Origin of the sequence: Psychrobacter pygoscelis, assembly GCF_004335015.1 — a bacterium.
GTDB classification, from domain to species: Bacteria; Pseudomonadota; Gammaproteobacteria; order Pseudomonadales; family Moraxellaceae; genus Psychrobacter; species Psychrobacter pygoscelis.
In genome coordinates, this window is the sequence record NZ_RQRU01000001.1 from 655,499 (window position 1) to 679,320 (window position 23,822).

At 42.5% G+C, this 23,822-nt stretch carries 16 protein-coding genes; 9 read left to right on the plus strand and 7 right to left on the minus strand.

Features of this window, described 5'->3' with window-relative positions:
- Nucleotides 1-17 precede the first annotated feature (17 nt).
- The 6 genes from EGV92_RS02630 to EGV92_RS02655 form a co-directional block, all read right to left on the minus strand.
- Nucleotides 18-2,351, minus strand: coding sequence for a hemagglutinin repeat-containing protein (locus EGV92_RS02630; RefSeq protein WP_242678615.1), 2,334 nt, complete (start codon nucleotides 2,349-2,351; stop codon nucleotides 18-20).
- 84 nt (nucleotides 2,352-2,435) lie between these two features.
- Nucleotides 2,436-3,062: a hypothetical protein gene (locus EGV92_RS02635; RefSeq protein WP_131667650.1), complete on the minus strand. Its 627-nt coding sequence runs from the start codon at nucleotides 3,060-3,062 to the stop codon at nucleotides 2,436-2,438.
- Between the two features lie 138 nt (nucleotides 3,063-3,200).
- A complete protein-coding gene (locus EGV92_RS02640; protein WP_131667651.1) occupies nucleotides 3,201-3,596 on the minus strand; it encodes a hypothetical protein in 396 nt (131 codons plus the stop codon).
- A 229-nt stretch (nucleotides 3,597-3,825) separates the two neighbouring features.
- The gene (locus EGV92_RS02645; RefSeq protein ID WP_131667652.1) at nucleotides 3,826-4,134 is read right to left on the minus strand and encodes a hypothetical protein; all 309 of its coding nucleotides are present in this window, start codon (nucleotides 4,132-4,134) and stop codon (nucleotides 3,826-3,828) included.
- A gap of 113 nt (nucleotides 4,135-4,247) precedes the next feature.
- Entirely contained in the window at nucleotides 4,248-6,725 is a 2,478-nt protein-coding gene (locus EGV92_RS02650; protein ID WP_131667653.1) for a hemagglutinin repeat-containing protein, read from the minus strand.
- Between the two features lie 392 nt (nucleotides 6,726-7,117).
- Entirely contained in the window at nucleotides 7,118-8,140 is a 1,023-nt protein-coding gene (locus EGV92_RS02655) for a class I SAM-dependent methyltransferase (protein WP_131667654.1), read from the minus strand.
- Between the two features lie 715 nt (nucleotides 8,141-8,855).
- Between EGV92_RS02655 and EGV92_RS02660 the strand changes: the two genes are divergently transcribed.
- From EGV92_RS02660 to EGV92_RS02675, 4 genes are all read left to right on the plus strand, one after another.
- The gene (locus EGV92_RS02660; protein WP_131667655.1) at nucleotides 8,856-9,911 is read left to right on the plus strand and encodes a siderophore ABC transporter substrate-binding protein; all 1,056 of its coding nucleotides are present in this window, start codon (nucleotides 8,856-8,858) and stop codon (nucleotides 9,909-9,911) included.
- A 150-nt stretch (nucleotides 9,912-10,061) separates the two neighbouring features.
- The gene (locus EGV92_RS02665; protein WP_131667656.1) at nucleotides 10,062-11,102 is read left to right on the plus strand and encodes an ABC transporter permease; all 1,041 of its coding nucleotides are present in this window, start codon (nucleotides 10,062-10,064) and stop codon (nucleotides 11,100-11,102) included.
- 89 nt (nucleotides 11,103-11,191) lie between these two features.
- Nucleotides 11,192-12,235: an iron chelate uptake ABC transporter family permease subunit gene (locus tag EGV92_RS02670; protein ID WP_131667657.1), complete on the plus strand. Its 1,044-nt coding sequence runs from the start codon at nucleotides 11,192-11,194 to the stop codon at nucleotides 12,233-12,235.
- A 133-nt stretch (nucleotides 12,236-12,368) separates the two neighbouring features.
- Entirely contained in the window at nucleotides 12,369-13,142 is a 774-nt protein-coding gene (locus tag EGV92_RS02675; RefSeq protein ID WP_131667658.1) for an iron ABC transporter ATP-binding protein, read from the plus strand.
- A 401-nt stretch (nucleotides 13,143-13,543) separates the two neighbouring features.
- Here the strand turns inward: EGV92_RS02675 and EGV92_RS02680 are convergent, their stop codons facing one another.
- Nucleotides 13,544-14,605: an alpha/beta hydrolase gene (locus tag EGV92_RS02680; protein ID WP_131667659.1), complete on the minus strand. Its 1,062-nt coding sequence runs from the start codon at nucleotides 14,603-14,605 to the stop codon at nucleotides 13,544-13,546.
- Between the two features lie 423 nt (nucleotides 14,606-15,028).
- On the opposite strand from EGV92_RS02680, the gene EGV92_RS02685 reads away from it, so the two are divergent.
- The 5 genes from EGV92_RS02685 to cas8c all read left to right on the plus strand — a co-directional run bounded on the left by EGV92_RS02685 (nucleotide 15,029) and on the right by cas8c (nucleotide 23,816).
- Nucleotides 15,029-15,763 carry a hypothetical protein gene (locus EGV92_RS02685; protein ID WP_131667660.1) on the plus strand — a complete coding sequence of 245 codons (735 nt, stop codon included), beginning with the start codon at nucleotides 15,029-15,031 and terminating at the stop codon, nucleotides 15,761-15,763.
- 370 nt (nucleotides 15,764-16,133) lie between these two features.
- The gene (locus EGV92_RS02690) at nucleotides 16,134-18,350 is read left to right on the plus strand and encodes a TonB-dependent siderophore receptor (protein ID WP_131667661.1); all 2,217 of its coding nucleotides are present in this window, start codon (nucleotides 16,134-16,136) and stop codon (nucleotides 18,348-18,350) included.
- Nucleotides 18,351-18,748: 398 nt separating this feature from the next.
- Nucleotides 18,749-21,196: a CRISPR-associated helicase Cas3' gene (cas3, locus tag EGV92_RS02695; protein WP_131667662.1), complete on the plus strand. Its 2,448-nt coding sequence runs from the start codon at nucleotides 18,749-18,751 to the stop codon at nucleotides 21,194-21,196.
- 83 nt (nucleotides 21,197-21,279) lie between these two features.
- Entirely contained in the window at nucleotides 21,280-21,972 is a 693-nt protein-coding gene (gene cas5c, locus EGV92_RS02700; protein WP_131667663.1) for a type I-C CRISPR-associated protein Cas5c, read from the plus strand.
- On the plus strand, nucleotides 21,969-23,816 hold the full coding sequence (cas8c, locus tag EGV92_RS02705; protein WP_131667664.1) for a type I-C CRISPR-associated protein Cas8c/Csd1: 1,848 nt from the start codon (nucleotides 21,969-21,971) through the stop codon (nucleotides 23,814-23,816). The genes cas5c and cas8c overlap by 4 nt, the downstream gene beginning before the upstream one ends.
- Nucleotides 23,817-23,822: the final 6 nt, after the last annotated feature.

Sequence of the window (23,822 nt, forward strand, 5' to 3'; positions counted from 1 at the left end):
TAAAACAAATAAGAAATCTAATTTTTAGGACCTTTAGGGCTATAAGGGACTACACTAACTTTTTTAGTGCCTTTTATTAAGTAATACTCTGTACTGGAAGTAAACACATCTCCATTTTTATTTTTAGTATGATAAACGCCTTTCCCATCTTGGTACTTAATAATAGGTTGGTTTTGTCTATTATAACCGACTACAGATGCTTTATTGCTATGAAAAGCATCTAAGACATCTTGAGCATCTTCACTATTATTAAAATAACTACCATGTTTATGCTGAGAGTCTCCTTTTATATGTTTTCTCTGTGATTGTGCAACCTTAGTACTTGTTTCTTTCTGTATTTTAGCTACATTTGGATCATATTCCTGTTTACCACTCGGTTTATTACTTAAAATATCATTATCAGGCTCATAACCATTAGGAGTTCGATCAACCTTGTTTGCCTTGGACGTAGACGGAGTTTTATTAACAGGTACTTTACTCCATTGCCCAGCTTTAGGCCCTGCCCCTATGAGTTCATAAACGGCTCCGTTCATGACTCTTATACCGCCGTTTATATACACACAATCACTAGGTCTAGATGAGCTACAGGTAACAACATCATTATTGCGTTGCTCATAGCCATTAAGAATATTGACTGTTCCAGGATATAGGCGATACTTATCTTTTAGCTTTTTAAAATCAACGTTGCCATAGTCAGTTTTCATCTTATTTAGACAGGATGGGGTTGGATTCTTTTCACAAGCTTGAATCTCTTTAAAGTTATCTGAAGCCATTTTTGCTGCGATAGCTCTAATATTTCTCATTTCAGAATCAAGGGCTGCACCGTCTAACCTTCTTTCAGCGATAGCAATCCGTTGCAATAAACTCTCAACCTGTACACCTTTTAGATTATTATTCTCAACCGCCACCTTAGCAGTCTCACCCGCATTCACCGCATCAGTGACATTACCTGTTGAGTCTCCCAGTGCTAAGCCAGCTAGGCTTGCAATACTACTAATGGTATCTTTTTGTTCAGCTGTTAACTCACTTGGGTTGTCAACTTTGTAGATGTATTTGGATAGTATTAGTGCAGTACCTTCACCTGCACTGGCACCTAACCCACCTGTTAGCGCATCATTACCAGTAGCATAGCTGACCGCTGCCCCTAATATGGCATGGGCTAATAGGTGCTGTGGACTACCGACACCAGCGAGTTCGTTGTTTCCATTTTTGCTGTTTTCAAAATCATTGCCTTTAAACACTTGACCTATTTGATTGGCGACATACAGACTGACTGCTTTAGCCACATAGCCTGTGGCGCCATTGCTATTAGGGCCATATAGTGCCCCTGTGATACTGTCAAAGAGTAGGCCTTGCTGTTGAACTTTGTTCGCTTGAGCAAGGTAGTCGTCTCTAGCGGCGGTGTTTCCTAATGCTTCTTGCTCTTTTGCTTTGTCTCTGAGCTTTTTCTCTTTTTCATTAATCTCTGTTTTAAACTTGCGACGCTCTTGGTCAAAGGCTTTGGTTATCTGAACCTGAGCATTTAAGCCCTCAGTGACTTTCTGTTCATCAAAGCTATTTTTAAGTGGCTCATTGAGACTGTCTTTGCTCGCTGTGGTGACCTCAGACTTCCCAGCCATGCCGGTAACCCCTGCAAAGGTGGTACTGGTTTGACTGTCGCCATCACTGCCATAGCCGATGCCATTCATGTTGGCTTGCGGTTTGCCTGTGGTATTGCCAATACTGATACCGGCTGAAATGCTATCGCCCTTATAATGGCTGTGATTGGTAATGTCTTGGGTTTCAATGCCTTGTTTGAAGACGGTGTGGTTGTCCTCTGGGGTGGCTGTCGTGAGCGCACCGCCAGTGAATTGTCCTTTACCGCCGACTTTAAGGTCTGAGCTTTGAGTGGCGATGATGGCTTGCTCTTTAACTGCGACGTAGTCTGAGCTGATATCCGTTTTACCACCATTGACGGACACGCTACTATTAGTACCTTTGAGATCAAAGTCAGCGTTAAAGCCTATGTTTTGTTGCTTACCCTCATAAGTGGCCGTGTCTTGACGACTCGTCACTTTAAGATCGCCGCTGACTTGACCCGTTAGATGATTGGTATTAAGGACGCTGCTGTCAAAGGTGACATCATTACCAATATCAAAGGTGGTTGTACCGCCTACATTGATGTGGCTGTTGGCATAAGTAGTCGCATCACTGTTACCATGGTCCTTAGCACCGCTGGCATTAGCAGTGATGCCGCCACTGCCTGAGCTGTCCATATAGCCACCTATGCCAAAGCTTGAGCTTTTGTTGCTGCTGCGGGTGTAGGACTTTTGCGCGACGCCGTTGACGTTGAAGTCGTTGTCGGCTTTGATGTGGGCGTTTAGTCTTTAAAAAAAACCATCACTTTAAATGATGGCTTCTTATATATTTATTCATTTTTCTTATAAGAGATGTGATTATTTACCAAATACTGATCCTGTGGTTTTGTAGTTTTCCTCCCAAATGGGAATAAAGGGTTTTATTCTTTCTACCCAAGGATGCTTAGGGCATCTGGTTTTTATCTCATCATTGACATAGCGATAGGCAAAGTCAAAATCATGTAATACGACACGAGACAGACAGTAGTCAACTCCATTGTTGCCTTCTAAACCAGCAGGCATTTTTGTGAGCAACTCTTGTTCATCTGTATAACAATAGTATTGTTCGATAAGCCCAAGACCACGGGTAAAGAAGTCTCTAATGTATACCTCGGCGTCGGTTAAGTTATGTACCAGCTTTCGATATATTTGCGTGTCTGAAGTTGCATCGGGAGCTAGGATGTCTTTTATTGATACCCAACATAGCCCCGATTGCCAACCTGGCGCGTCACTTAGTGCCTGTTTTTCAAGCTTCGCCGTTTTTTTATTGGTTAATACCACCACGGGTTGAGCCGATATATGATGTGACCATAACGGCTCAATAAACAAAGTAGAATGCTTGTCTATGGGATATTTAAAATGCTCCGCAACATAACTCCAGCCTTCGTACTCACTGGCAATCTGTTTGCAAAGGGGCGCCACGTCTTTTATGCTTAATGATTGCATACTGTCTCCTATTTCTGAATTTAATGAAGGGGAAAGGAAGTAATTTGACGGTATACGATAGGATATTCTAAATAATAGGATATAAACGCATAAAGATCGGGTTAGTATTTTTTATGAGTCAATAGCTTCCCTATCATATTAATGCTTACTAAGCATAAAATCCTCCCCTCTTAAAACTCTATCTTTGCAATCTTCTAAACTCATTATTTCTCCATGATTATTATCAATAATAATATTTGACAAGGCAGATAATTTAGATATAAATATATCAGCGATATTAACATCTCCATTTCTAAATTCTAATAAATGGAAAAAAGGCTTTTTAATATACTTTTTTATTTCTACAATTTCTTCTTCATAATCTTGATATAGGTCTTCAGAAGGAATATAAAATAACTGGCCTTTTGATATATCATCACAATACTGTACATAGAAACTGCCATCTCCTTGATGTTGCACTGTCCCCAATGTTGAGAAACAATGGTATATGAGGCTCTCTAAAGACTCATCCGATATCATTATAAATGAAAGCATTTTTTAATCCTTAGATTTTAAATAATTTATCAAACTATCAGTAGACGTAAATACTTTAACGCCGTTATTTCTTAATTGACGTTGAACTGTACCTGCTAAGTCTGGACCGTACACTATAACTTCAAAATCATTTTCCATTATTTTCTGCTGTCTAGCAACCTGTGTAGTAATTCCTTTACCTTAAAACTAAATTAAAACCCCAACTTGCTAAACCTTAAAATTAAAGAACTTAATTTACAGATTTATTTGCAAGAATATAATTAATACTCTCAACATCTTGTCTATCAAAATCATAAATAAAATCTTCTAAAAAATTACTGACGGGAAAGTTATATTTATAAACTATCATGCTAATTTCATTCTGAATACCAAATAACTCTTTGATGATTTTTTCTGAATTTTCTCTATCATTTATATCAATTGAACAAATTTTACTTTTAATCCTATCTTCATAAATTCTTAGAATAGACTCAATTTCAACTTTACTTCTAGAGTAAGTATTTAGCAACTCTATAAGAACGTCATTGATATTATCCATAATTAAACCTACCTTTTTTTTACTGGTTGTAAGTGATGAATTTCTTTCGTTTGAGGATTATAAATCATTTCTAAACCATGAGCTTCGTACTTATAAAAACCTGGCTTACCTTTTTAATCTAAAGAAACTTTAGGATTGCCATTTATAATTTCACGAGCCTGTATAAATGGTGCAGACCTACCATTACTCCATAGCTTATTATAATAGTATTCAGTCATTTTCATACCATCAGAATAGTAGTAGCCATCCTTTTGAATAATTGGTTTTGAGCTATTGACTTTATCATTAATCACTTCATGCCTTGACTTATTATAATTAGGATTATTTCTACCAATACCTAACTTCGGACCTCTAGTACCTGCCACAGGCATAACAGCACCCGTCAAAATAACACCGGCTGTCCCATGTTTTCTACGCACCACTTCAAGCTCATGTTGTGAAGTGTGCATACTAAATTGACCGTTATTCATTCTAAGGGTCGTATATACCTGTTTTCCTCCTAGTTTATCAATCTTACTATATAGTTTAGGATCAAATAGTGAATTTCCTTTATGAAGCTCTACTCCAGCATAGTAGTTTCTGATGTGTTTATCACATTTTTCGTAGTTATAATTGGTTTCGCAATCATTAATAAACTCTGTTTGTTGCTTTTTCTCAAGGTTAAGGTAGTAATCATTAATTCCCTCAATACAATATTTCTCTCCATCACAAGCTTTAAGTTGGTCTGCCCATTTTTGTAATTGTAGATGATTCAGATAATTGTTCTGCGTTTGATTTACGCTTGAGACCGTACTTGCCGTATTACCGCCGACTGTCGAACCAACAGCTACTGAGAAGCCTAACAATACCGCATTTCGCGTCGTCTCATCATAGCCTTTCTTCTTCAGATAGTTGTCTAACGCTGGTACTGATACTGCCGTAGCACCGCCAGCAAATGCCCCTTCAATACTTCCGGTGGCTAATGCAGAAGTTAGGGTATGAAGTGCCACGCGGTATTGTCCGCCCTCACCCCACTTCTTAGCTTCCTCTATGTTGCCATCAAATAAAAGCTCCATTTGTCTATTACTGGCAAAGTCCCCCACCGCCTTAGGTGCTTCCTTGCCAAACTCTTTGGTTATCTGCGTCTGAGCGCCTAACTCCTCAGTGACTTTTTGTTCATCAAAGCTGTTTTTAAGTGGCTCATTGAGACTGTCTTTGCTCGCTGTGGTGACCTCAGACTTCCCAGCCATGCCGGTAACCCCTGCAAAGGTGGTACTGGTTTGACTGTCGCCATCACTGCCATAGCCTATGCCATTGGTGTTGGTGCTCCACGAGGTGTCACCGTCTTTGTCGTATTTACCCGCTTCGTCCCTATTAACGCCTGAGATACTAACGCCTGCTGAGATGCTATCACCTTCATAGCGGCTATAGTTGTCAATGTCACTGGTTTCTATGCCGCCTTTGCTGATGTACTTATTAAGGCCTTGGTCTAAGGCAGCTTGGGTGGTGGTGATGGCGCCGCCTTTAAGGGTGGTCTTGCCATCTACAGTGATGTCAAAGCCACCATCGCCTGTGAAGATACCTGACTGCTCACCGACTGCGGCGTGGTCAGCACTGATGTCCGTCTTGCCACCATTGAGGGAGAAGTTGGTGCCTTTGCCTGCATTTAGGTCGATATCAGCACTGAACCCTATATTTCTTTGTTTGCCGTCGTAGGTGGCTGTGTCTTGTAGGGATTCGATGTTGACGTCGCCGCCTATGTTCCCTTGGGCTTTGTCGGTGTTAAAGACGCCGCCTTTGATGTTGACGTCATTACCGATGTCAAAGGTGGTCGTACCGCCCACATTGATGTGGCTATTGGCATAGCTGGTGGCATCGCTGTTGCCATGACCTTTAGCACCGCTGGCATTGGCGGTGATGCCAGCGCTTCCCGATGTATCTGCATAGCCGCCAATAGCGACACTTGAGCTTTTATTGTTGCTGCGGGTGTAGGATTTCTGAGCGACGCCGTTGACGTTGAAGTCGTTGTCAGCTTTGAATAGCGCGTTGCCTACGACGTCTATGTCGCTGCCGTTGATGTTAATGTTGCTGTCTTTGCCGCCGCCTGTGGCGATTAATGATAGGTTGCCTGCTGCTTGAATGGTGGAGGCTTGGCTTCGCTCATTGTAGCTCTCGTTATTGGATTGACGCTTGTCACTGCCCACAGTGGCTTGAATGCGGGTGTTGCCGACGCCTTTTAGGTTGCCACTTTGAAGTGCCCCTAATGCTTTTTTAGATTCTTGAGCCAATGCTCTGGCTTTAAGTGCGCCACTGACCGCGGCCATGCCTTTCATTCGGGTAGAGCTGGTGTTACCGGCGGCATCGACTAGATTGTCAATGCTCTTGGCACTATCTACAAGGCTATTAGACACCGAAACGCTCAGACCACTCTTTTTAAATTTCTCTTCGCTTTGGTTACTGTAGGCGTCCAGCGCGTCGTCAGTATCGACGGCATGGGCTTCGATACTGACGTTACCACGTACTGGTAGTGGAAGTTCGATATATAGCGCGTTTATAGTTTCGTCAGCAGGAATAGTGGCAGCAATCTCGCCAAGGTCACTTTTAAAAGCCAAATAGAAGGGACCATGAGACTAATTGTTATTTTAGTAATGCAGTCAATCTCAGGGCTATCAGGATTACAATTAACAAAGTTAGATGAGCCGATATTAAATAGATAGGAGCCTTGAGGTATGATATATAGAACCTAAGCGGTATGACAGTCAGCGTTTTTTAGACAATGCGCTTTATCAAAGCGACAGTTGACCCTAGGTAAATTGATATCATCAAATACATAACGCTCAACATGTCCCTCTCCAACGTCGTTATCAATCGTCATTATTTGGCAGGCATCATTAAAGCGCTTTGGGTTATTAATGAGGCCGCAGCTGTTTAGTATCTTACATTGACTGTCTAATGTAGGTTGCAAGTGATACCGACGCTTATTTATTTTTGTACCTCCCCTACCTTAAGTAGTCAATGAATAGGTCAATATCTTTGAAGACTTGCCTATGAATGGGATCAGTCTTATCACCTGGGCCTTAGCAGGCCAATATTTAGGCTTCAAATGCATAATATAAGTCAGGTCATCTAGCTGATACCGGCTATCCCAATCGCTTAAAACTTGATCGTTGTCCATCGCCCATTGAAAATCGACACTGGTATTGCGAATGGTATCGTGCTTACGTGACATTCTTACCACAAATTTGCTCATCGCATCAAACATAATGCCCACCTCACCCACCTTTAGACCCTGTGCTAAATTCTGCTCTGAATCTTGCTTTGAATCCGCTGATGAGTTAATGGACGATAGGCTATTTGCCAACTGTACGAAAAAATCAGCAACCTTATCCTCATTAAAATACATCAGTACACCTTCAAGCAAAAACACAACGTCCACCGAAGCGGTCTCTTTAGCGGCAGATTGTTGAGCCACTGATTGTTGCAAGTCAGTCAATACCTTGTTAAGCCATTGATTATCAAAGATAGAGCCTGAAATGTAGGTTTGATTATCAGCATTCGGTAACAGCGCTGACCGCAGCGTCATCACTTCCGGTAAATCCATCTCGTAAAAATGCAGATAATCTGACTGTATTTTAGCCACTCCTATTTGATCACTAATGCGCTGATAGCGATCATCTAAGCCGCAACCAAGGGACACAATAGCAAGATGACGCTTGTACCGGCAGGCTTTATGGATATGAGTAATACAAAATCGGTCAAAATAATCAGCCCTTACCCCGCAGCCCACAAGACTCATGTCAGCCTGCTGATATTTATCAAAGTCATAATCAATTCGGCTGACCAGCTTGATCGCGCTATTGTCTTGAATAATGCCTGATTGCTGCTCGGTCAATTTTGCGCGCATCAATAACGGAATAAATAAAGTATCGGCAATCGCATCTTGAATATTAGGCATCAAGATATCAGGAGTCTCGCTATCATGACCTATTGAATTAGGCTCTTTAGTACTTGGCTGATATATAGACATAATAATTTGGCCTTATTGATATGAACATATTATTTTTTAGTATTATTAATTGATAATCATTATCATATATCTGTAGTTTGGAGGGGTCAAGCGTTGTCACCAACAGCGTTCATGTAAGTAAAGCTAAATAGATCTCCATCACCCTTCTGACTTTCTTTACTTTTGATTAGGTTCAAGAAGTCAAACACCTTTATATAGCATACAGATTAAGCAAGCGTTTAATCGAACACACTCAGTTCGAATCAGTAGGTAATAGCACAATCATTTAAATACCGCCACTTTGTAATCCAGAACAGCCTGTATCGTCAATCCATTTTAGATTTGACGTAACGCCGCTGGAGTGAATTTACGCCCACCTCAGTCATCTCGTGACTTCTAACCAGTAAATTTATACCAGCTACTCTTTTACGTACCAGTTGTAAACAGGATTAACTATAGAAACACCTATAATATTTGGCTGGCTTTTTTGTGCGGCGCGCTGGAGATGCCATCAACTGTGATTAGCCATAAATCACGTTATTTTAAATTGGCTAAACTGTATTAAGTTAAATCTATTCCTTACCGATGGGTAGTATGAACACTTAGATAAAGAATAGCTTTACAGAAAATCATTTAATTCGATATAATAATGCTAACGATTCTCATTTATAACATGGTATTAAGTCACCTTAGAGATTTGTTTAATGAAAACCATTTAAAATACTTATGAGGTTTTATGTTTAAGCGCCTATCCCCCACTCCAGCAAAGCTCACCCTTCCCAAAACCAAACTAACAATAACTGCTCTATTAGTGAGTGTGGCGATGGCAGGTTGCTCCCCTACGCAGCCTTCGGCAGATGACTCAGCCTCTACGGAAAGCACCAGTCAATCTACCAGCGAAGCAGCGACCGACTCTACAGTAGCCACTGCCAATAATGACAACGGTACTGTGGCTATCGATACGGTAAATGGTGACGTTGATTTACCTGTTAACCCGCACCCTATCGCAGTCTATGACATGACCTTGATGCAGGATTTATCCGCGCTTGGCGTCCCTGTAGAAGGACTGCCTACCAACCTGCACTTAGACAATCTTAAAGCTGAGAATACACCTGACAGTATCGATATCGGTACTTTGTTTGAGCCGGATATGGAGGCCTTAAATGCGATGCAGCCTAAGGCGATTCTTATTGGCGGACGCATGGCTTCTAAGTACGATACGCTAAAACAAATGGCTCCCACCCTAGATATGAGTATCGATACTGAGCATGTCTATGACTCTAGTAAGCAGCGTTTGGCGGATTTAGGACGACTATTCAATAAAGAGGATAAGGCAGCCCAATTACAACAAGACATTGACAACGCTATCGCTGAAGCAAAATCTGCCAGCGCTGGTAAGGGTAATGCTTTAGTCGTACTGATTAATGGTAATAAGATATCAGCATTTGGCGAAGCATCGCGCTTTGGCTTCTTGCATACCGTCTTTGATATCCCTATGGCAGATCCTCACATTCAAGATGCGACCCATGGTCAGCCAGTGTCCTTTGAATACCTGCAAAAGACCAATCCTGACTGGCTATTCGTCCTCGATCGCGCTTCGGCCATTGGTGAAGAAGGCATCGGTGCAAAAGCAGTATTAGACAACCCATTAGTGCATGAGACTAATGCCTGGAAGAATGACCATATTGTCTACTTAAGCCCAGACTCTTATCTGGCATACGGCGGCTATTATCAGTGGTTAAAAGATGCCAAGCTAGTCACGGATAGCTTCAGTAGTACTGCCAATAATTAAGAGAGCCGTTATTCGCCCTACGCTCGGTTGATGCTTCTCAATACTGTCTATTCTATAAGCCTATCTTTAGATTAATAGCGCTAGATTGACAGCTATTGAGAGGTATCAACTTTTAAGTTTGCTCATCTCCATTATCTTTCTCAGGCCAACATGCAAGCCACTTCTTCTTCGTCTCGATTGTTATCTCTACCCCCTAGCTTTCTTAACTTTAGTAGCTTTTTCCTATTATTTGGCTTGGTGTTATTAAGCCTATCTGTAGGGGTAGCAGATTTTTCGTGGCGAGGTCTTTGGCAATGGGCAATAGAGAGTCTTAATATCGGGCAGGCTGTCAGCACTCAAACCAATAACGCTGATATGGAGCTGATGCTGCTCAGCCGCTTGCCGCGAACACTGGCTATCATTCTGACCGGCGCTTCTTTATCAGTAGCAGGAATGATATTGCAGGTGGTCCTCAAAAACCGCTTTGTCGACCCCTCTATGGTGGGCGCAACGCAAAGTGCCGGCTTAGGTCTGCTGCTGGTCAGCTTGTATTTGCCTGCCAGCGCCTTATTTAGCAAGATGCTGATTGCGACTTGCTGCGCCGTAGTCGGCATGATTTTATTCATGCGGCTGATCAAGCGCTTACCGCCGACTGACTACCTTATGGTGCCACTGATTGGCATTGTTTTTGGCGGTATTATCGAGGCGATTACCTTATTTATTGCTTATGAGACAGAGTCACTTCAGATGCTATCTGTCTGGCGATTCGGCGACTTTTCGACCATTTTAGCCGGTCGTTATGAGTTGTTATACTTAACAGGCGCGTTGGCAGTTATGGCCTATTTGCTAGCAGACAAGCTAACCATCGTCGGCCTTGGCGACGCGATTGCTATTAATCTTGGGGTCAATCAAAAGCTAGTGACGTGGTTTGTCATTTTGACAGTGGCTATGATTAGCGCTGTCGTGGTAGTGACGGTTGGCGCGATACCCTTTGTAGGGCTGGTCGTCCCTAACATTATTAGTCGAATCATGGGAGATCGACTACGGCGCTGCTTACCTGCCGTTGCCTTGATGGGTGCCAATCTAGTACTCCTCTGTGACATTATTGGTCGTAGTATTCGCTATCCTTACGAGATTCCAGTAGCGACCATCTTTGGTGTGGTCGGAGCCGTGGTATTTTTGTGGTTATTACTACGAAGCCCCGCGAGCTGATACCTCAACCTTATCAAGCGTAGGCGATATATGGCGCTTACCCAGCGATTGTATTTTGTCATATCCTTCATTAACCCCATAAGAGAGCTATGAGATTGCCTGACTCCGCCTTATCAACTGATTCAATTAGCACCTCAGACAAGCAGCGCTCTAAGGCTTTTCGCTCTGTGGCCTCTGAGGTCTTTACTAAGCCTGTGTGCTCAGTGCTGCTATTGCTGATAATTAGTGCCGTCTTATTTATGACCCTCAATGCCAATGGCAATTGGGATTTTATTCTGGCTTTTCGCGGTCAAAAGCTAATAGCACTATTGGTCGTCGGCTACGCCATCGGTGTCTCTACCCTATTGTTTCAGAGCCTCACTCATAACCCTATTTTGACCCCCGCTCTACTAGGGTTTGATGCCTTATATGTGTTAATTCAGAGTGTACTGGTGTACTTTCTGGGCGCTGTTAATCTATTTAGTAGCCAACCCTTACTTAAGTTTGGGCTTGAGGTGACCTTGATGGTCGGGGCGTCGCTGTTGTTATTTGGCTTATTATTTCGCCGCGCGACTCATGATTTGTCACGGCTAATACTGGTCGGCATTGTCTTTGGCATATTGTTTCGCAGCTTATCCACTTTGATCGCCAGACTAATCAACCCCGAAGAATTTATCGTTATTCAATCGGCAAGCTTTGCTCAGTTTAATACTATTGATTCAACGATGATGGCGGTGAGTTTGATTATCTGCGCCGTAACCGCAGTTATGATTTGGCGCTGGCGATATCAAATCGATGTGTTAATGCTAGGCCGAGCTCCTGCTATCAATCTGGGTGTTGACTATCACTCTTTGGCACGGCGCTTATTGGTGACTATCGCTATTTTGGTGGCAACTGCCACAGCTTTTGTCGGCCCCGTCATATTTTTAGGGTTATTAGTATGTGCATTGACCAATCGAATAACTTACAGCATGGCTCATAGTGAGCGGCTAATATTGGTAAGCTTGATAGCCATGCTGTGCTTGGTACTGGGTCAGACTATCTTTGAGCAGCTGCTCGGTATGTCTGGTGTACTATCAATCGTCATTGAGTTATTAGGCGGTGTGGTATTTATGGCGTTAATCTTTCACCAATACCGCGTAAAGCAGGTCTAATTGTTATTACTAACTGATTCATTATCCTCGTTATTACTGATAACTGCTGCTTGTGTTAACTGTAGCTTGTATTAATAACTATACAACCCTTAATAGTAGCCCGACTATACTCTAAATAATAATAGAACCCTTTATGATTAACATCTCAAACCTGACCCACCGTATAGATAACGTGCCAATATTGGAGGATATCAACTTATCCTTACAGACCTCCCAAGTCATCGCTTTAATCGGCCCCAATGGCGCTGGTAAATCCACTCTATTTAGTCTGATGTCTAGGCTAGTACCCCTGCAGAGCGGTTCTGTAAGTTTTGATGAGCATGATATCCGTCATTCTGACAGTCAGACCTTAGCCAAAACCGTGGCTATGCTGGCGCAAGACAACCACATTCAAGGTCGATTGCGGGTCGAAGAGCTGCTGATGTTTGGTCGTTACCCCTACCATCAAGGTCGTCCCACCGAAGAAGATAAGCAGCAAGTACAGTCTGTGATAAGTCGATTTGAATTAGCGCCCCTAGCTGATCGCTATCTGTCTACCTTATCAGGGGGTCAGCGCCAGCGGGTACTGATTGCAATGATCGTGTGCCAAGACACGCCCTATATCTTGCTCGATGAACCACTAAATAATCTAGATATGTACCATGCTGGTAAGCTAATGCGCGCATTACGCTCACTTGCCCATCAAGATAGCAAAACAGTGGTCATTGTCTTACACGATATCAATCAAGCGGCGCAGTTCGCCGATACAGTGGTGATGATGAAACAAGGTAAAATCATCCATACTGACCATCCTACTGCGGTACTCACTAGAGACAATATCTATGCTCTATTTGGCGTCGATGTCACCGTACTAGAACATCATGGTCGTCCAGTCATCGTCGATACCATATCGACTGCAGATATTTAGGGTCTGTTATCAGCGGTAAATACTTAGGAGCTATATGTTTTCAGATTGGCGTCTTCTTAACAAGAAGACCCATAAGGCTGCTGTAGTTAGCCCTATCTAAAACTGCTAGGTAAAAGGGTAGCTGGTATAAATTTACTGACTAGAAGCTATGGGATGACTGAAGCGGGCATAAATTCATGCTAGCGATGTTGCGTCAAATCTAAAATGGATTGACTATATACCGTCCGACATCTGTACCGGTACAGTAAGTAGCTTTAGTAAGCTGCTAACATTTACCTCAGTTTGGTGATGCAATATCAAACTTAGCCCATTAAGGGTGCTGATATAGACACTCCTAACTTAAAGCATGGCTATTAATTTGGACCGGTCAGCCTTACTTTCTACCTCTGCCCTTAGAGTCACTACTCGATATTTTGACTGCGGCTAGCGAACTGCTTAACAGCATCGCGCCACGAAGTACCGAATAACTCACCATGCGACTGCTCAAATAATTGATAGCTGCAGTTGTCTACAACGTGTGAACACACTTCTTCTGCAAACTCTTGTTTTCCTATCGGCAGTGCTGGACGTGACCGCGCTGGCGAAGAGCTTTGCTTCGCTGCCATCTCACTAAAGGTCAAGCGCAGTCGGTTCGGCTGTGCCTTACCCTGTTGCGAATTATGAGCATATTGACCACTATACTGTCCATTATCCTGCTCACTACCATGCGGCGCTGTAGATTGACGCTGATAAGCTTGCCAGTAATTGAGGATTTCACCTTTTTGCCACCACAGCGAAGGGTCGGCGCTGAAGTATTGTTGATAAGACTCGGGATGCTCAAACAAGGTGAACAATACAAATAGCCCGCCGTAGGAATGTCCCCAAAGCGCCTCTTCCCTAGGCTTACTGCCTAACTGCTGATAGACCCAAGGCTTAATCTCATTTTCTATCAGCTCATAATATTGCTGAGCGCCGCCATTTAAGCGCTCCCGTCCTGCTTCTTTAAAGGCAGAGGGCTTATTACCATTATTGGCTAAAATCGGCGGTGTGTAGTCGTAAGCTCTAGCATCTACATCGAAGCGGTAAGGCGTCTGATAACCGATGAACACCAAAGCTGGTGCTGTTGAAGCGTCTCGACTGAGTGCCACTAGTGACGCCTCATCCAACTCATCAATCACCGCATTACCATCTAGTAGATAGAGCACACGTTGCTCTAAATTTTGCTGCGGCTGATTAGGAATGGCTAGCCACACTTGATACTGTCTAGGCTTGGCATAGGCCTGTAAGTTAGCCGCCTCCTCTGAGGTGCTCAGCGCTGGTGCAGGCTGACTGAAGGTTCGAGTAACGAATCGATAGCCACTATCGCTTTGGTGCAGTATGCGCATATCTGTTGGCGTGGTTAAATCTGGCTTGGCTTGGGATGGTTGACTGGCTAATAAAGCCGTTGTCGCTATCAATAAACCTTTGCTCCATAGTTGGGACATATCTATTCCTTCTCATTCTTCACATTTAGCACTTCGTATCGACATATTACCTGACACTAATTTTGAACTTTCAGAACTCTATTCATCAAAAATACTTAATACTATATTAATTTTATAAAACCTATCTAAACAACAAATCCGAAGACCTTAGGTAGATTCACAGTACTGAATTAAGGGCAAAACGTAAGAGTCAATACCTAAGATAATTCAGCATAACTTAACGGAAATACAGCAGCGTTAATCAACAGTTAAACCACTACGATAATTGCGTTTAATTGGTAATAGTTATTGACAAAAAGTCACGATGTCGTAATAATAATACAGATGATAATAGTTATCAATAATATTAAAAGTTATTAAAAACGCTCGTTATAATTGTCATCTGACCTTATTTTTTTACTCTATTTCTATAAAGGTTTAGTTATGTTTCCATCATTCAAATTATTAGCCTTACCAGTACTCTCTCTCGCGGTAGGACTTACCGGCTGTCAAAGTATCTCGTCCCCTGCCAACGCAGCACCTGCACAATCAGCAGTAAGCGGCCTTGTTCAGACCCAGACGCAGTACGCCAATCAGCGCTATCTTGATATTGTGGGCAAAGACTTCCCCCTATCTGAGACCTCTGCTCGATTATTGGTTAATTCACAAAAAAATGCGCCTGAATTGGTCAATGATATTTTTGATGGCAAAGGTCAAAAAGCAGTGCCAGGCTATAAAATCATGGTGATTAATCGTACCAGCTCAGTAGCTGCGGAAGCCCGCAAGACTGACGATGGCAAAATTATTGATAACCGTATGATTCACCGTGGTAGCAAATCCTTGATTGGTATTCCAGTCGTTAATGGCAAAGCTCAAGTTGCACAAGCTCAGCTACTAGATTTTGACATTATCTATGATGATCCTGCTCAGCCAGTAGCAGAAGATGCTGTGGTTAAGCCACGTGGTACTAAACTGACCAAAAATGATGTCCCTGTTACTAACAAGCAGGTAAAAGTTCAGTCCTTAACCCTACCAAACTTTGTGAGCGGTGAAAACGCAGGTGGTGGTATTGTTTTTGAGGCCAGTGCTTTGGTCAATGGTCAACCTGTTAAAACTGGTGCTAATAGCGCATTCCAAATCTTTTACACTGCCACACCAGATAACGCTCGCGGCTTTTAAGCCTCATTGGTACTGATCTTCAAATTTGCAACTATAGTTAGTCCTATTGAAAACTGATACGCAAAAGAGTAGCTGGTATAAATTTACTGGCTAGACGTCATAAAATGACTGAAGCAGACGTAAATTTATACCAGCGACTTTGTATCACCTCTAAAATGGATTGACTATACTTTTAAATATCCATAGCTCTGACAATTGCAATAATTAGACGGGGCTTTTTTGTTCATAAACCAACCTAAGGTGGTTATGAGTGTTTAAATCCACCATTAGTCAGCCTAGTCTTAGACTGTCTATCTATTTAAGAGTTCTAAATTCGGATCATTTACAGTCTTATTGCCAGAGTGAGTCAAAACTCTATTAAAGGATACTTATGTCACCTCATGCCCCCACATCCAATACTGAATATCTATCAAGTCAATCAGCTACCCCTCGTCACTTCCGACGTCGCTCGATTTGCTGTGCTCTGCTGCCGCTTCTGTATTTATCAGTCAGCTCAGCCAATGCTGAAGAGCCACTAACCACAACGCCAAACGCGACTTTAGATACCATCGTGGTCACTGCAAACCCTCTGTACCAGATTGATCCAAGTGAAGATAACAATCAATACAATGCTAATGTGGCTACAGTCGGAACCAAAATCCCTGACTATTTAGAGAACATTCCGCAGTCTATTAGTGTGGTTACTCAGTCGAAGATGGACGACTTAAATGTCGATACTTTAGACCAAGTCGCCAGTCGCACCACGGGCTTACGCGTCCTACAAAATGATGATGGTCGCTCTTCGATATACTCTCGGGGTTATGAGTACGATCAGTTCAGCATTGATGGCCTTGCTGCACCTATGGCCAGTATTAACGGTACTTTGCCCAACTTGTCAGCATTTGACCGTGTTGAAGTGATGCGTGGTCCTTCAGGACTGTTTAACTCTGCCTCTGAGATGGGCGGGGTAGTCAACCTAGTACGAAAACGTGGTAAAGCAGACGGCAAACAGACCATTCAGGCTGATATCAGTCATCCAAAAGGCTTGGGTATCACAGCCGACCTTCAAGGCAGCCTAAGTGACGATGATACTTTGGTGGCCAGAAGCGTCATTGAGCACAATCGTCGAGCCAACCCTGTGGTAGATGATGTCGGTGGCGACGACAATCAGAACAGCTCAATCTACGCCAGTATTGATAAAAAGCTGACTGATACCAGTAAAATAGGACTGGGCTATCTCATGCAGCAGCGTAAAATCACGCCAGATAATGGCCTACCTACCTATGCAGACAACAGCTTACTACCGCTCCCTAATAATAAATTTTATGGTGCCAAGTGGAATGACTTTAATAGTCGCAGCCATGATATATTTGCAGATTTTGAGCATCGTCTTGATACCCAAGGGGTGGTGAGTGCAGGTATTCGCTACTCAGATCGCGATGCCGATTATAACTATGCGTTTGCAGGCAGCGCGCTTAAAGACAATAAAACAAATGTCGCTGGTACCAGTGCCAATATTGATCAGACCTCATTGAGTGCTGATATCAACTTGAGCCAACCCTTTAAATTAGGTGCTAGGCAGAGTGAATATGTCATCGGTGCTGACTATAAACGCTTTAAAGATAATCGCGAAGCTGCTAGATCACGCGCACTTGCCAAAAACCTAACCGCCTCGCAGATTAATGGTCTAGACCGAGTCGATATCATGGAGCAAGCTCGTAGTGGTCAAAGAGGCTACCGTCTCACCCACACTGAAAATACCCTCAATGAGACTGGCTTATACGGTAAGGTTAATTATAAGCCCATCGATAAGCTTAGCCTGATTGCCGGCGGCCGTGTCAGTCACTATAAAGTAGAAAGTGAAAACAAAGTTAATAATACCCATGCCAGCACTGACAATGACAGCAAGGTCACAGGCTATGGCGCTTTGGTCTATGAAGTCACGCCAAACATCAATGCATACGGCAGTTATACTCAAGTATTTATGCCACAATATGTCGCTAATAAAGCTGGTGAAATCTTAAAACCTCGTGAAGGTGAGCAATTAGAAGCAGGCCTAAAAGGTCATTGGGGCGACACCTTATCAGCAAGACTTAGTGGCTACCGCTTGAAGGATGACAATGCAGCTGCGCCCACTGAAGATGGCGACCAAGTTGCCTTGGGCAAACGGCAGATGCAAGGGGTAGAGATTGAGGCCAATGGCGAAATTATGCCCGGTTGGCAAGTCTCAGGTGGCTATAGCTACCTTGATAGTGATATCAAACAAGCCTCTGACAGCAGAGACGATGGTATCTTCTTATTAATGCCCAAACACTCAGCTAACCTGTGGACGACTTATAAGACTGAAGGCTGGCTACCCAATCCCTTGACTTTCGGTCTGGGCGTGAACGTAGTCGGTGAGTTCTCCTCAGCGCAAGGGATCAAAGCAGACGGCTATCAGACTTGGGATGCCATGGTCAGCTATCCCTTTAACGATAAGCTAAAGGGTCAGCTAAACGTCTATAACTTACTAGACGATGAGCATTATGTCCGCGTTGGCTCGAACAGTACCTTTAATATGCCAGGCAATGAACGCGAGGTAAAAGCGTCGCTGACTTATGAGTTCTAGGATATAGAGACTTGTTTCTTCATGATTAACAAGCTTAAGGGTATCGTAAAATGCAATTACAGAGATATCATGTCTATTAAGGCGTTACTCTGTATTGGTTGACCTACCCTTAGTCTGACTTATTGACTCCATCATCTGTCCTGACGATATCTTTATCGTCAGGATTTTTTTGGCTTTAAAAAAGCGTGACCTGTGATAGCTTGTTAGTTGACTGATTTAGGATGGATAACATGCAGTATTCGATGGAGGGTTGATAAGAGCTTTGCAGAAGTTAACGAGCTTACTTTCTTAATAATCTTCGCGACAACAAATGTCGTGTATATCAAAGAGTTGTGTTGTCACTTTTAAAGACGTCATGTATCTTTAGTTAAGATAACTAGATAGAGTTGGTTGGCAAGATGCCAGATATAAAAAATAATAGCTGTCACCAAGATAATAAAAAGCGATTTATTGCTCATGTGCGTCAGGAGGATGGGCAATGGCTTACTCATGACCTCTACGAACATTGTATTGAAGTTGGAAAGTTAGCCTCACATTTTGCAGACGAACAAGGGTCAGAATATGCTGAACTACAAGGTATATTCCATGATGTGGGCAAATACCGTCGACCCTTTCAAAAGCGCATTAGGGTTAAGTCGGGCTACGGCTTTGATGAAGAAGCGCATTTAGAACAGAAGGCAGGTAAAGCACCTCACTCTACTGCTGGTGCCAAGCTAATTTATGACACCCATCCACTGGGTGTACTATTAGCTTATACCATTGCTGGGCATCATACTGGGCTACCTGACTGGGTCAATGAAAAAGACTCTTGCCTCTATTCTCGCTTAAATAGCAGTGAAACCGAACTGGAAGTAAATGAGACTCTTGAGAATTTACCGGTTTTTTTCAGGGAGAAACTTCAGGGGTTATCCGATATATTATTAGCTTCCTATAATCAAAATTTAAATCTATCAAATTGCCATATTTGGGTACGCTTCCTATTTTCATGCTTAGTAGACGCTGACTTTTTAGATACTGAAGCTTTTATGTCACCTGACAAACAAGTTTTACGAGGAAATTATCCAAGTCTAGGCGAACTAAAAAAAAGTTTCATCAAATATATGTCAGCGTTGCAAGCCAGCTCAAAATCCACCAAGGTCAATACTTTACGCTGTGATGTTTATCAACAGTGTATCAACGCTGGCAAGGTGGACGACTCAATATTTACGTTAACTGTGCCCACAGGCGGTGGTAAGACCCTATCCAGCATGGCATTTGCCTTGGAGCACGCACAAAACTTTAATAAAAAACGCATTATCTACGCCATTCCCTTTACCACAATTATTGAACAAAATGCTAAAGTCTTCAAAAAGGTATTTGACCCTCAAAATAAAAACGCTTGCGTTATTGAGCATCACAGTAACCTTGACCAACCTTTATCACAAGAGACTAGTAGAAGTAGGCTAGCCACTGAAAATTGGGACGCGCCAATTATTGTTACTACCAATATCCAGTTATTTGAATCACTCTTTGCCAGTCGCACCAGTCAATGCCGCAAAATTCATAATATTGCCAATAGTGTTATCGTATTAGATGAGGCACAAAAGATACCTCGTGATTTTCAAAAGCCCATTACCGATATGATGCGAGAACTTAGCCAGCATTATGGCGTAACTTGGTTACTGTGCACTGCCACTCAACCAAAACTAGATAAGCATACCGACGCTTTTGGTAATACCGTATTTGAAGGTCTGCCCAGTCCGTACCGTATCATTAACGATGAGGAACAGCTTGCTTATCAATTAAAAAGGGTCGATATCAAGTTTGTTTGCGAATATGAACGTTGGACATGGCCTCAGACAGCTCAATATATCGTTAAGGAGGATGAGCAATGTGTACTAGCCATTGTGAATACTCGTAATGATGCCAGCGCATTGTTTGAGCAAATTCAAACATTAAGTCCTGATGCCATTGTCATTCATTTATCAGCTAGCATGAGCCCTATGCATCGCGAGCTGATGATTACCTTTATCAACGAAGTGTTAAAAAAATATCATAATCGGCAATTGGATGTGCCTTTTTATGTGGTCAGCACTCAGCTCATTGAGGCTGGGGTCGATGTGGACTTTCCTATGGTATATCGAGCAATGACAGGACTTGACTCTATCGCTCAATCAGCAGGGCGCTGTAACCGTGAAGGTAAACTTGATGGCTTGGGTAAAGTCGTTGTCTTTCAGCCTGAAGAAGATGCCCCCAATGGCGAATTGCTACAAGCCCAACAAACCACTTATGAGATTTTGGAAAATATCAAAAGCAACCCGCTTTCTCCGCAAGCGTTTTATCAATATTTCGCATTATTTAACAGTAAAGGCAATCCTGATAAGCTAGGAATATGTGACTTGTTGACCGCTAAACGAGAAACTGGCACCGAGCTTGCTATTAGCTTTCGTACAGCGTCCGAGCAGTTTAAGCTGATAAATAATTCAGGAGTGACCATTATTTGTCCTTTTTACCATCAACTGATGGCTGATAGTAACTACAAAAAAGATTTACCTACACAGATTAAATCTTTACTAGACAACCACCTATCTGATGAATGGCTAGACACTTTACTAGCGGGCAGTCAGTGTAAAGATGAGAAATTACCTGTCGATGATCTACTAGAACTATTAAAGCGTGATGACTGCAAACGCTGGATTTATCGAAAATTACAACGTTATAGCGTCACTATTCCCAAACATATATTTGAAAATAATTTAAATATGTTTGTTATGCGAGCAGGATTGTATATGGCTAAAGACTATAGTTTTTTTACGGGCATTGTCTGTGATTATCAGCCGTTAACTCGTGATGAAGTGGTTTGGTAAATACAAAACCGTCTCTACCCTACTTTTAAGTCAATATTACTGCACAAAAAAGGATAATTTAAAGATGCTATTAAGGAGGTGCTATGTTTTGTATTGAGGTTTGGGGCGATTATGCACTATTCACTCGCCCAGAGATGAAAGTCGAACGAGTCAGTTATCCAGTCATTACCCCTTCAGCTTGCCGAGCTATCTTTGAGGCGATACTTTGGAAGCCTGCTATAGAGTGGCAGATAAAACGTATTGAAGTCCTTAACCCTATCGAATGGATATCGGTTAGGCGCAATGAAGTAGGCGTAAAAATGTCTACTCGTAACGCTCAGAGCATGATGAATGGCAAGGGTAAAGGCGACTATGACATTGTCATTGATGACAATCGCCAACAGCGTGCCAGCCTCCTACTTAAAGATGTACGCTATCGCATCTATGCTGACTTCGTTATGACTAATAAAGCGGGCAAAGCAGACAATCGTAGTAAGTTTGCGCAAATGTTTGAACGTAGAGCCAACAAGGGTCAATGCTTTTATCAGCCGTATCTTGGCTGCCGCGAGTTTAGTTGTTTTTTTCAACTAATAGAACTGGATAAAAAAAACCAACCCATTCTTTTAGACCCACCTGACGCATTTGAGCCAATTAGTGACAATCAAGACTTGGGCTTTATGCTCTATGACCTTGACTACACCAATACCAACAACCCCCAGCCCATGTTCTTTCATGCCAAGATGAATCATGGCGTGATTAGCATCCCTGACAAGTCTAGCTCGGAGGTCAAACGATGATATTACACGCATTGACTCAATATTATCATCGGAAAGCCGATGCAGATGCCAGCAATATTGCGCCGCAAGGTTTTGAGAATAAACAAATCCCCTTTATTATTCTGATTGATAAAGACGGCCAATTTGTCACTCTAGAAGACACTCGGGGTAGTGATAAAACCACCAAAAAAGGTCGCTACTTTTTGGTCCCACTTGGCGAGTCTCGTTCTGGCAAAAACTCTTATCAAACCACCAACATACTATGGGACCACTACGGTTATGTACTGGCTCATCCTAAAGACATCGCTGGTAGCGCCAAAATGTCTGCTGAAAAGCTGGCTGATGAGTCTCAAAAAAGTATTGAGATGGCAACCCTGCAACATCAAACTTTTAAGGATAAAGTAGACGAACTACACCACATTATGCCAGATGATATCGGCATTCAAGCAGTTAAGCAGTTTTTAGAAAATAAGGATGCCATTGAAGCGGTTAAAGCTGATCCCAATTGGCTAGAATGCCAAAAGATAAAGGGGTGCAACCTTACCTTTCGCCTAAAAGGTCAGCCCGACCTTATTTGTCAATCAAAGTCCATACAACACTTCCTTAAACAGCAATTAAATGCCCCACCTAAAGCTGGCGAGAGTGATCAAGCCATTTGCCTAGTGACAGGTGAAAGAGCATCCATCGCTCGTTTACATCAGCCTATTGGCGGCGTTAATGCCAAGCCTGCCCCATTTTCCTCAATCAATCTTGATGCGTTTGAGTCTTATGGTAAAACGCAAGGTTATGGCTTCCCCGTCAGTGAAACCGCGATGTTTGAATACACCACCGCACTCAATACATTGCTCAAAAGTAATAATCGCTTTCGACTCGGAGATGTCAGTGTGGTGTGCTGGAGTGATAAAGCCAGCAAAAAGGAGAGCGAAATACCCTTTATATTGAATGGTGGTAGTAAAGACAACCCTGATGCCTTTGTTGGCTCAGTCCAGAAGTTATACAGTAGCTTTCATCATGGCAGTTTTAATGAAAGTAACTACAAAGAACCTGATGGCAAGCAAATCATGTACGTTCTTGGACTATCGCCTAACTCAGCACGAATTGTCGTGCGTTTTTGGCATCAGAATACTATTGCTTCATTAGCCACTCATATTGTTCGATGGTTTAATGATATTGAGATGGTGCGAGGCAACAACTCACCTTATCCGCAATATATGCCGCTGATGCGATTGTTATGCAACTTAGTCTTTGAAGGCAAAGCCGACAATCTGCCACCCAATGTTATTGCTGATACCACCAAAAGCATTTTAACGGGATCAAGTCTGCCAATTACTTTATTACAACTGGCGATTCGGCGCAACCGTGCGGAGCAGTCGGTCACTTATGCTAGGGCTAGCCTAATAAAAGCTTACCTCAATCGAAAAATACGTACTAATGCCTCATCTATTCACAAGGAGATAACCGTGGGATACGACAAAGACCGCCATGACATCGGCTACGTGCTTGGTGCACTGTTTGCAGTATTAGAAAAAATTCAGGAAGAAACTACCGAGTCTGGCAAGATAAATGCCACTATTCGAGACCGCTATTATGGATCGGCAAGTAGTACACCAGTAACTGTATTTGGTACATTACTAAAATTATCTCAACACCATCTAAGTAAGATAAGTAAGCGTAGTACAGGACGGTCAATTAATTTGAATCGTTTTTTAGGGGAACTGCTAGACAAGATAGAGACTTTCCCCAGCCATTTAAATATGGAGCAACAAGGCTTATTCGCCATCGGCTATTATCAACGTCGCCAAGCCTTTTTTGAATCTAAAGATGAAAAAGAGACAGTAGAAAATAGTATTAACGAAAAATCTTAATTTAAA